Raw genomic sequence first — 10,224 nt, 5'->3', positions numbered from 1 at the left:
GCCGAGGGCACCGTCGCCCACTACCGCGAGGCCGTCGCACGCCGGCGGCCGGGCCGTGGGCCCGCCGCCCCCACCCCCACCACCGGCCACAACCGCGAAAGCAGGACCCCGTGCTGACCGTCGACTTCTCCCGGTTCCCGCTCGCCCCGGGCGACCGTGTCCTGGACCTCGGGTGCGGCGGAGGCCGGCACGCCTTCGAGTGCTACAAGCGCGGCGCCCAGGTCGTCGCCCTGGACCGCAACGGCGAGGAGATCCGCGAGGTCGCCAAGTGGTTCGCCGCCATGAAGGAGGCCGGTGAGGCCCCGGCCGGCGCCACCGCCACCGCCATGGAGGGCGACGCGCTCAACCTGCCGTTCCCGGACGCCTCGTTCGACGTCGTCATCATCTCCGAGGTGATGGAGCACATCCCCGACGACAAGGGCGTCCTCGCCGAGATGGTCCGCGTCCTCAAGCCGGGCGGGCGGATCGCCGTCACCGTGCCGCGCTACGGGCCGGAGAAGGTCTGCTGGGCGCTCTCCGACGCCTACCACGAGGTCGAGGGCGGCCACATCCGCATCTACAAGGCGCACGAGCTGCTCGCCAAGATGCGCGAGGCCGGCCTGCGCCCCTACGGCTCCCACCACGCGCACGCGCTGCACTCGCCCTACTGGTGGCTGAAGTGCGCCTTCGGCGTGGACAACGACAAGGCGCTGCCGGTGAAGGCGTACCACAAGCTGCTGGTCTGGGACATCATGAAGAAGCCGCTGGCCACCCGGGTCGCCGAGCGCGCCCTCAACCCCGTCATGGGCAAGAGTTTCGTGGCCTACGCGACCAAGCCCCACCTGCCGGCCGCCGCCGCCGGGACCTCCGGGACGGACCCGAAGTGACCACCCCGCGTACCGAGCACCTCGTCCTTCCCGGGGTGCTCACCGCCGAGCAGGCCGCCGCCACCGTGCGCGGCCTGCTCGCCGTGCAGCGCGACGACGGCGCCATCCCGTGGTTCCGCGGCCACCACCTCGACCCGTGGGACCACACCGAGGCCGCGATGGCCCTCGACGCGGCCGGCGAGCACGAGGCCGCCGAACGCGCCTACCTGTGGCTGGCCCGCCACCAGAACGAGGACGGCTCCTGGTACGCCGCCTACGCCGACGGCGCCCACGACGAGGTCACCGACCGCTCCCGCGAGTCCAACTTCGTCGCCTACGTCGCGGTCGGCGTCTGGCACCACTACCTGTCCACCGGCGACGACACCTTCCTCGACCGCATGTGGCCGGTCGTGTACGCGGCCGTCGAGTTCGTGCTGCGGCTCCAGCAGCCGGGCGGGCAGATCGGCTGGAAGCGGGAGGACGACGGCACGGCGGTGGACGACGCGCTGCTGACCGGCAGTTCCTCCATCCACCACGCGCTGCGGTGCGCGCTCGCGGTCGCCGAGCAGCTGGAGGAGCCGCAGCCCGACTGGGAGCTGGCGGCGGGCGCGCTGCGGCACGCCATCCGGCTGCACCCCGAGCGGTTCCTCGACAAGAGCCGGTACTCCATGGACTGGTACTACCCCGTCCTGGGCGGGGCCATGGAGGGCGCCGAGGCGCGGGAGCGGATCGCCTCCCGGTGGGACGAGTTCGTGGTGCCCGGGAAGGGCGTGCGGTGCGTCGTCCCCAACCCGTGGGTCACCGGGGGCGAGTCCTGCGAGCTCGCGCTCGCGCTGTGGGCGGCGGGGGAGTCCGACCGGGCGCTGGAGATCCTCCAGGCCGTGCAGCACCTGCGGGACGAGGAGTCCGGGCTGTACTGGACGGGGCTGGTCTTCGACGACGGCGCGATCTGGCCGGCGGAGCTGACGAGCTGGACGGCGGGGTCGTTGTTGCTGGCCGTCGCCGCGCTCGGGGGGCACGAGGCGACCTGTGCCGTCTTCGGCGGTGACCGCCTCCCCCGGGGTCTCGACCCCGACTGCTGCGACCCCACCCCCGAAACCGCCTGACCCCACCCTTACGCAACCCCCGCCAGCTCCGCACCCACGGTCCGTACCCCCTGCGGGCGCCTCCCCGCCCCCCTGCGGGCGCATGCCGCACCCCCTGCGGGCGGCTGGGCCGCCCAGAGGGCGGCACGGGCGGGCGCAGGACGGCGCCCTCCGCGGCGAGCGGTCAGCACCACCACGCGCAAGCGGGCGGCGCCGTACGCACGTGACCTCACTGCGGCGCGCCCAAGCCGGACCTCGGCGGACAGCACTGTTCATCCCCCGACCCGCCCCCTTCCCAGAGGGGCTTACGTTCCGCGGAGCGAGCCGTCTCGTGCGTACGTGAGGCCTGCGCCCACTCTCCCCCAAGCTCTCGACTTCGCTCGAGCAGGGGGGACCCCCATCGCCCTTAGCGGCACGACTGCCCGCAGCACGGGAGGGCGGGATGTGCGGGCCGCGCTGCGGTAACTGCGCGCAGGCGGAGAGCGCGCGGCCCGCGTGCCGCCGCAGGGCGGACTGAAGAGGAAGAGCGCGGTGCACGTGCCGGCGGCGAAAGGGCCTGGTGGAACCGCACGGCTGCACGGGGGCCCGCGGCGTCACCGCACGGCCCCCGCACCGCGCGGTGGTGCGGGAGGTACGGCGAAGGGGCCGTCCCGTGTGACGGGACGGCCCCTTCGGGGTGCGGGGAAGGTCAGCGGATGTCGCCCATGAGGCGCTTGACCTTGCCGCGGTTGAGGAAGATGCCGATACCGACCACCGCCGCCAGCGCCGCCTCCAGCGCCACGAACCCGGTCCGGTTCAGGTCGACCCCCGCCTCGGCGACGAGCCCGGTCACCGCGTCACCCGCGGTGACGGCGAGGAACCACACGCCCATCATCTGCGAGGCGTACTTCGCCGGCGCCATCTTCGTGGTGACCGACAGCCCCACCGGCGAGAGCAGCAGCTCACCCACGGTCTGGCAGAAGTAGATCAGCACCAGCCACCACGGCGAGACCTTGCCGTCGCCCGACGCCACCAGCGGCAGCAGGAAGACGAAGAAGGAGATGCCGACCAGGACCAGACCACCGGCGAACTTGACGATCGTGCTGGGCTCCTTGTCCTTGCGGGCAAGGGCGAGCCAGATGGTCGCGAAGACCGGGGCCAGCGCCATGATCAGGACCGGGTTGACCGACTGGAACCACGAGACCGGGAACTCCCAGCCGAGGACCTCGGTGTTCACGTGCTCGTCGGCGAAGATCGACAGCGTCGAGCCGCCCTGGTCGTAGATCATCCAGAAGACGGCCGCGGCGGCGAAGAACCAGATGTAGCCGGAGACCTTCGACTGCTCGGTGTCCGTGAGCTCCTTGTCGCGCTTGATGCGGACCAGGACGGAGACCGGGATCAGCAGGCCGAGGACGAGCAGCGGAACCGTGGCCCACTTCAGCGTGAAGTGGCCGGTGCCGCCGACGATGCCGTAGAAGACGACCGCGACGATGAGCCAGTACATGGCCTTGCGCAGCGTCGAGGCGCGCTCGGCCGCGGACAGCGGCTTCGGGACGACGCTGGACTCGGCGGCCAGGTGCTTGGTGCCGACCAGGAACTGGACCAGGCCCAGACCCATGCCGACCGCCGCGAGCACGAAGCCCAGGTGCCAGTCGACGGTCTGGCCGACGGTGCCGATCACCAGCGGGGCGGCGAAGGCACCCATGTTGATGCCCATGTAGAAGACGGTGAAGCCGCCGTCCCGGCGAGGGTCGTCCGCGCCGTTGTAGAGGTGGCCCACCATGGTGGAGATGTTGGCCTTGAGCAGGCCCGAGCCGACCGCGACGAAGAGCAGGCCGACGTAGAAGACGGCGTCCATCGGGACGGCCAGGAGCAGGTGGCCCGCCATGATGACGCCGGCCGCGATGGCCGTCGTCTTCCGGGGACCCCAGACGCGGTCGCCGAACCATCCGCCGGGGAGTGCCAGCAGGTACACCGTGGCGACGTACACGGAGTAGATGGCGACCGCGGTACCGGCGTCGAGGTTGAGGCCCTCGTCGGCGATCAGGTACAGCGGGAGCAGCGCGCGCATGCCGTAGTAGGAGAAACGCTCCCACATCTCGGTCATGAAGAGGGTGGCCAGGCCGCGGGGGTGGCCGAAGAAAGTCTTCTCGGCCCCGTGGGACGGGGGCGAGGACTTCGTCAGGCTGGACGCCATGGTCGTTCCTTGCTGGTCGGGACGCGCCGGGGGATGGGGGCGCGCCCGGTGGGGGGAGGCCGGCACCGATGTCGTCCACCCAGGTCCCGCCGTGGGGGAGGGTTGCTCCGTGGGGGAGGGAGCGGGGAGGACGACGCCGGGATCCACGCCCCGCGCGCTCTCGGCGCACGGGACCCGGCCACAGGTCTGGTTCTTACCGGGCCGGCTGGGGACCGGCCCGCGCACAGGGGCGGAATCCGGTGCGAGACGCGGAAGCCGCCCCATGGGGCCAGAGCCATTAGACAGGAGAAACACGTGTCAATGGGCATATAGGGGGCATCTGAGGTGATGATCACACCTCTGTGGGTCGTCCGCGCCGCACGGTTCCAGCGGCCCGTCCACCCTCTCATACCGTGGAAATACGGACGGAGCGGGGTGGGCAGGCGGGGGCGGACCGGGACAGAAGGTCACCCGCGGGGCGGCGGGAGCGGGCGCCGCCGGGTGGGTCCGGGCCGTGCCCCGCACCGGAATTGCGCCGCGACGGCGGGCTCCGGCTCCCGTCACGGCGGGACTACCATCACCCCATGACCCGTGTACTGCTCGCCGAGGACGACTCGTCCATCTCTGAGCCGCTGGCCCGCGCGCTGCGCCGGGAGGGCTACGAGGTCGAGGTGCGCGAGGACGGCCCGTCCGCCCTCGACGCCGGAGTGCGGGGCGGGGTGGACCTGGTCGTGCTCGACCTGGGGCTGCCCGGCATGGACGGGCTGGAGGTCGCCCGCCGGCTCCGCGCCGAGGGGCTCAGCGTCCCCATCCTCATCCTGACCGCGCGCGCCGACGAGGTCGACACCGTGGTGGGCCTCGACGCGGGGGCCGACGACTACGTCACCAAGCCGTTCCGGCTCGCCGAGCTGCTCGCCCGGGTGCGGGCCCTGCTGCGGCGCGGCGCCACGGAGCCGCAGCAGCCGCCGGCCATCCACGGCGTGCGGATCGACGTGGAGTCCCACCGCGCCTGGATGGGCGAGGAGGAGCTCCAGCTCACCGCCAAGGAGTTCGACCTGCTGCGCGTCCTGGTCCGGGACGCCGGGCGGGTCGTCACCCGGGACCAGCTGATGCGCGAGGTCTGGGACACCACCTGGTGGTCGTCGACCAAGACCCTCGACATGCACATCTCCTGGCTCCGCAAGAAGCTCGGCGACGACGCGGCCAACCCCCGCTACATCGCCACCGTGCGCGGCGTCGGCTTCCGCTTCGAGAAGAGCTGACACCCTTCACCCATGCGCCGCCGCCTGATCCAGTCCACGCTCGCCGTGGTCCTCGTGGTGATCGCCGTGTTCGGCGTCTCCCTGGTCCTGGTGGAGACCCGCACCATCAGCGCCAGCGCCCAGGAGCGGGTGGAGTCCGAGGCGGTGCGGCTGGCGAGCATCGTCGACGCCCGTGTCCTCGGGGAGGAGCACGTCAGCGCCCGCATCCTGGAGAACCAGGTGGAGGCGGGACGCTACGCGGTGATCACCTTCCCCGGCCGGAAGCCGATCGAGGTCGGTGACCGGCCGGGCGGGGACGTCATCCACGCCACCACCCGGGGTGAGGGCGGCGAGACGGTCCGCGTCGAGGAACCCCGCTCCCGGGTGACCCGCGAGGTCGGGCGCACGCTGCTGATCATCGCCGCCGTGGCGCTGCTCGCGGTGGTCGCCGCGATCGTGCTGGCGGTCCGCCAGGCCAACCGGCTCGCCTCGCCGCTCACCGACCTCGCCGAGACCGCCGAGCGCCTCGGCTCCGGCGATCCCCGGCCCCGGCACAAGCGGTACGGCGTGCCCGAGCTGGACCGGGTCGCGGACGTGCTGGACGGCTCCGCCGAGCGCATCGGCCGGATGCTCACCGCCGAACGCCGGCTGGCCGCCGACGCCTCCCACCAGCTGCGCACCCCGCTCACCGCGCTCTCCATGCGACTGGAGGAGATCACCCTCACCGACGACCTGAAGACGGCGCGGGAGGAGGCCGCCATCGCGCTCACCCAGGTCGAGCGGCTCACCGACGTGGTGCAGCGGCTGCTCACCAACGCGCGCGACCCGCGCACCGGCTCCGCCGTCTCGTTCGACATCGACGAGGTCATCCACCAGCAGATCGCCGAGTGGCGGCCCGCCTACCGCAGCGCGGGCCGGGCCATCGTCTCCTCGGGCAAGCGGCACCTGGAGGCGATGGGCACGCCCGGCGCGGTCGCGCAGGTGCTGGCCGCGCTGATCGAGAACTCGCTGATGCACGGCGGCGGCACGGTGGCGCTGCGCACCCGGGTGGTCGGCAACCAGGCGGTCGTCGAGGTGACGGACGAGGGGCCGGGCATCCCGGCCGACCTCGGGGCGCGGATCTTCGAGCGGACGATCAGCGGGCACAACTCCACGGGCATCGGCCTCGCCGTCGCCCGGGACCTCGCGGAGGCGGACGGGGGCCGGCTGGAGATGCTCCAGGCGCAGCCGCCGGTGTTCGGTCTCTTCCTCAGCCGCCCGCTGCCGGAGCGCCCGCCGCGCAAGCCCTCGGGGCCGACGGTCCGCTGACGCGGACGGGAGGGGACGGGAGCGGGCGATGGCCCTACGGCCGCCCGACCCGCTCGGAGGCGCGCCCCTGCGGGTGGACGCGTGACGGGCGCGGCCGCTGGTCGGGCAGGGCGCGGAAGACCCAGGTCCGGTAGGACCAGAACCGGAACAGCGTGGCCACCGCGACGCCCGCGAACTTGAACACGTTGTTCTGCAGCGGGGTGTCCCAGCCCATCCAGTAGGTGGCGACGAACAGCACGCCGTTCTCGATGACCAGCCCGATGCCGCTGAAGGCCAGGAACAGGGTCATCTCCCGCGTCCGGTGACCGCGGTCACGGTCCCGGTAGGTGAAGTAGCGGAAGCCCACGTAGTTGAAGACGATGGCCAGCGCGGTGGCCGCGACCCCGGCCCGGCCGGGGCGCACCCCCATGTGGAGCAGCAGGTTGAAGGCGGCGAAGTTGACCACCAGCCCCGCCCCGCCGACCGCCCCGAACTTGACCACCTCACGCCACAGGGCGCGCACCCGGCGGCGGAGACCGCCCGGCGCGGCGGTGCGAAGAAGCTCACTGCCCATCGCTGCCCAGCCCCGTTCATGTGATCGACGTCGACTCAGTCATGCTAACCACGCCCGTTCCGCGGTCGCGCGCGCAACGGCACGGGGGTGCGCGATTCGAACCCTGGTGGTACACGCCTGGCCGGTTTCCGCCCTCCGGCAGGGGAAGGAGGGCCGCTCCCGGCGCCGGATACCCTGGACGCGTGACGTTCCCGGTAGTCGGCATGATCGGCGGCGGCCAGCTCGCTCGTATGACACACGAGGCTGGTATCCCGCTCGGCATCCGTTTCAAGCTCCTCAGTGACACCCCGCAGGACTCCGCGGCCCAGGTCGTGAACGAGGTCGTCATCGGCGACTATCGCGACCTGGAGACCCTCCGCGCCTTCGCCCGCGGCTGCGATGTCATCACCTTCGACCACGAGCACGTGCCCACCGAGCACCTGCGGGCCCTGGAGGCGGACGGCATCGCCGTGCGCCCCGGCCCGGACGCGCTGGTGCACGCCCAGGACAAGGGCGTGATGCGGGCCAGGCTCACCGAGATCGGTGTGGCCTGCCCCCGGCACCGCATCGTCGCCGACCCCGCGGACGTGGCGGCCTTCGCCGCGGAGGGCGACGGCTTCCCCGTCGTCCTCAAGACCGTCCGCGGCGGTTACGACGGCAAGGGCGTCTGGGTGATCAAGGGCGCCGACGACCCCGCGGTCACCGAGCCCTTCAAGGCCGGCGTCGAGGTGCTGGCCGAGGAGAAGGTCGACTTCGTCCGCGAGCTCGCCGCCAACGTCGTGCGTTCCCCGCACGGCCAGGCGGTCGCCTACCCGGTCGTGGAGTCCCGCCAGGTCGCCGGTGTCTGCGACACCGTGATCGCGCCGGCCCCGGACCTCGACCAGGACCTGGCGCTCCAGGCCGAGCGGATGGCGCTCACCATCGCCAAGGAGCTCGGCGTGGTCGGCCACCTCGCCGTCGAGCTGTTCCAGACCCGCGACGGCCGCATCCTCGTCAACGAGCTGGCCATGCGCCCGCACAACTCGGGCCACTGGTCCATGGACGGCGCGGTCACCTCCCAGTTCGCCAACCACGTGCGGGCCGTCCTGGACCTCCCGCTCGGCGACCCGCGCCCTCGCCAGCCGTGGACCGTGATGGTCAACGTCCTCGGCGGCGACTACCCCGACATGTACTCGGCGTACCTGCACTGCATGGCCCGGGACCCGCAGCTCACGATCCACATGTACGGCAAGGACGTGAAGCCCGGCCGCAAGGTGGGTCACGTCAACACCTACGGCGAGGACCTGGACGACGTCCTGGAGCGCGCCACGCACGCGGCCCACTACCTGAGGGGAACCATCACCGAATGAGCAGCGAAGCGCCGCTGGTCGGCATCGTCATGGGGTCGGACTCCGACTGGCCCGTGATGGAGGCCGCCGCCCAGGCCCTCGACGAGTTCGAGATCCCCTACGAGGTGGACGTCGTCTCCGCCCACCGGATGCCCCGCGAGATGGTCGCCTACGGCGAGCAGGCCGCCGACCGCGGGCTCAGGGCGATCGTCGCGGGCGCCGGCGGCGCCGCCCACCTGCCGGGCATGCTCGCCTCCGTGACCCCGCTGCCGGTCATCGGCGTGCCGGTGCCGCTGAAGTACCTGGACGGCATGGACTCGCTGCTCTCCATCGTCCAGATGCCGGCCGGCGTGCCGGTCGCCACGGTGTCCGTCGGTGGCGCCCGCAACGCCGGCCTGCTGGCCGCCCGGATCCTCGCCACGCACGACGCGGCGCTGCTGGAGCGGATGCGCGAGTTCCAGCAGGAGCTCAACGACCAGGCCACCGAGAAGGGCCGCCGGCTGCGCGCCAAGGCCATGGGCAACGGCTCGGGGAACGGCCGGTGAGCGGCCCGGGGGACTCCCTCGGGGCGGCCCGGGAACTCCTGCGGGAGTTCCCGGTCGTCGACGGCCACAACGACCTTCCCTGGGCGCTGCGTGAGCAGGTCGGCTACGACCTCGACGCCCGGGACATCGCGGCCGACCAGAGCGCCGCGCTGCACACCGACCTCGCCCGGCTCCGTGAGGGCTGCGTGGGCGCCCAGTACTGGTCGGTGTACGTGCCGTACCAGCAGCCGTACCCGCTCGCCGCCACGCTCGAGCAGATCGACTGCGTGCGGCAGCTCCTCGACCGGTACCCCGGCGACCTGCGCGCCGCGCACACCGCGGGCGACCTGGAGGCCGCCCGCGCCGAAGGGCGCATCGCCTCGCTGATGGGCGCCGAGGGCGGCCACTCCATCGAGAACTCGCTGGGCGCGCTGCGCATGCTGTACGCGCTGGGCGTGCGGTACATGACCCTCACCCACAACAGCAACGTCGACTGGGCGGACTCCGCCACCGACGAGCCGCTGCACGGCGGGCTCACCGCCTTCGGGCGCGCGGTGGTGCGGGAGATGAACCGGGAGGGCATGCTGGTCGACCTCTCGCACGTGGCCGACACCACCATGCGGGACGCGCTGGACGCCTCCGCGGCGCCGGTGATCTTCTCCCACTCCTCCGCCCGGGCGGTCTGCGACCACCCGCGCAACATCCCGGACGACGTGCTGGAGCGGCTGCCAGCCAACGGCGGCGTCGCGATGGCCACCTTCGTGCCCAAGTTCGTCCTCCAGGCCGCGGTGGACTGGACGGTCGAGGCGGACGAGAACCTGCGGGCGCACGGTTTCCACCACCTGGACACCACGCCGGAGGCGATGAAGGTCCACCGGGCCTTCGAGGAGGCCCACCCGCGTCCGCGGGCCACGGTGTCGACGGTCGCCGACCACCTCGACCACATGCGCGAGGCGGCGGGCGTCGACCACATCGGCATCGGCGGCGACTACGACGGCACGGCCTTCACCCCGGACGGGCTGCGTGACGTCGCCGGCTACCCGAACCTGGTCGCCGAGCTCCTCGACCGCGGCTGGTCCCGCGAGGACCTCGCCAAGGTCACCTGGCACAACGCGGTCCGCGTCCTCGGCGACGCGGAATCCGTCGCCCGCGACCTGAGGTCCACGACCTCCGCGTCCCACGCGACGATCACGGCGCTCGACGCGT

Annotated in this window: 9 protein-coding genes; 7 read left to right on the top strand and 2 right to left on the bottom strand. The window is 72.5% G+C overall.

Annotated elements, in window-relative coordinates; all coding sequences use genetic code 11:
- The first annotated feature begins 110 nt into the window (after positions 1-110).
- Both HW445_RS09050 and HW445_RS09045 read left to right on the top strand, forming a co-directional pair.
- Positions 111-866, top strand: a complete 756-nt coding sequence (locus tag HW445_RS09050; protein ID WP_180220509.1) for a class I SAM-dependent methyltransferase — start codon at positions 111-113, stop codon at positions 864-866.
- On the top strand, positions 863-1,951 hold the full coding sequence (locus HW445_RS09045) for a prenyltransferase/squalene oxidase repeat-containing protein (RefSeq protein ID WP_180220508.1): 1,089 nt from the start codon (positions 863-865) through the stop codon (positions 1,949-1,951). Before HW445_RS09050 ends, HW445_RS09045 begins: the two co-directional genes overlap by 4 nt.
- Before the next feature lie 667 nt (positions 1,952-2,618).
- Here HW445_RS09045 and HW445_RS09040 read toward each other — a convergent pair.
- On the bottom strand, positions 2,619-4,106 hold the full coding sequence (locus HW445_RS09040) for a peptide MFS transporter (protein ID WP_180220507.1): 1,488 nt from the start codon (positions 4,104-4,106) through the stop codon (positions 2,619-2,621).
- A gap of 563 nt (positions 4,107-4,669) precedes the next feature.
- Between HW445_RS09040 and HW445_RS09035 the strand changes: the two genes are divergently transcribed.
- Positions 4,670-5,347: a response regulator transcription factor gene (locus HW445_RS09035; RefSeq protein WP_151774515.1), complete on the top strand. Its 678-nt coding sequence runs from the start codon at positions 4,670-4,672 to the stop codon at positions 5,345-5,347.
- Positions 5,348-5,359: 12 nt separating this feature from the next.
- Entirely contained in the window at positions 5,360-6,634 is a 1,275-nt protein-coding gene (locus tag HW445_RS09030) for a HAMP domain-containing histidine kinase (protein ID WP_180220506.1), read from the top strand.
- A gap of 34 nt (positions 6,635-6,668) precedes the next feature.
- On the opposite strand, the gene HW445_RS09025 is transcribed toward HW445_RS09030, so the two are convergent.
- A complete protein-coding gene (locus tag HW445_RS09025) occupies positions 6,669-7,187 on the bottom strand; it encodes a GtrA family protein (RefSeq protein ID WP_180220505.1) in 519 nt (172 codons plus the stop codon).
- A gap of 182 nt (positions 7,188-7,369) precedes the next feature.
- Here HW445_RS09025 and HW445_RS09020 point away from each other — a divergent pair, with 182 nt between their 5' ends.
- The 3 genes from HW445_RS09020 to HW445_RS09010 all read left to right on the top strand — a co-directional run.
- Positions 7,370-8,515: a 5-(carboxyamino)imidazole ribonucleotide synthase gene (locus tag HW445_RS09020; protein WP_180220504.1), complete on the top strand. Its 1,146-nt coding sequence runs from the start codon at positions 7,370-7,372 to the stop codon at positions 8,513-8,515.
- Positions 8,512-9,039, top strand: coding sequence for a 5-(carboxyamino)imidazole ribonucleotide mutase (gene purE / locus HW445_RS09015; RefSeq protein ID WP_180220503.1), 528 nt, complete (start codon positions 8,512-8,514; stop codon positions 9,037-9,039). Before HW445_RS09020 ends, purE begins: the two co-directional genes overlap by 4 nt.
- Positions 9,036-10,224, top strand: a 1,189-nt coding sequence (locus HW445_RS09010) for a dipeptidase (RefSeq protein WP_180220502.1), incomplete at its 3' end; no start/stop codon positions are given. The genes purE and HW445_RS09010, both read left to right, overlap by 4 nt.

It is taken from the genome of Streptomyces sp. UH6 (assembly GCF_013421635.1).
GTDB classification, from domain to species: Bacteria; Actinomycetota; Actinomycetes; order Streptomycetales; family Streptomycetaceae; genus Streptomyces; species Streptomyces abyssomicinicus.
Note: the sequence above shows the minus strand (reverse complement) of the source record. Positions and strands in the feature narration are given on the sequence as shown.

Bases quoted from the DNA above. Each gene is read 5' to 3' on its own strand.
- HW445_RS09040 (WP_180220507.1), bottom strand. From the start codon at position 4,106: ATGGCGTCCAGCCTGACGAAGTCCTCGCCCCCGTCCCACGGGGCCGAG.
- HW445_RS09035 (WP_151774515.1), top strand. From the start codon at position 4,670: ATGACCCGTGTACTGCTCGCCGAGGACGACTCGTCCATCTCTGAGCCG.
- HW445_RS09030 (WP_180220506.1), top strand. From the start codon at position 5,360: ATGCGCCGCCGCCTGATCCAGTCCACGCTCGCCGTGGTCCTCGTGGTG.
- HW445_RS09025 (WP_180220505.1), bottom strand. From the start codon at position 7,187: ATGGGCAGTGAGCTTCTTCGCACCGCCGCGCCGGGCGGTCTCCGCCGC.
- purE (WP_180220503.1), top strand. From the start codon at position 8,512: ATGAGCAGCGAAGCGCCGCTGGTCGGCATCGTCATGGGGTCGGACTCC.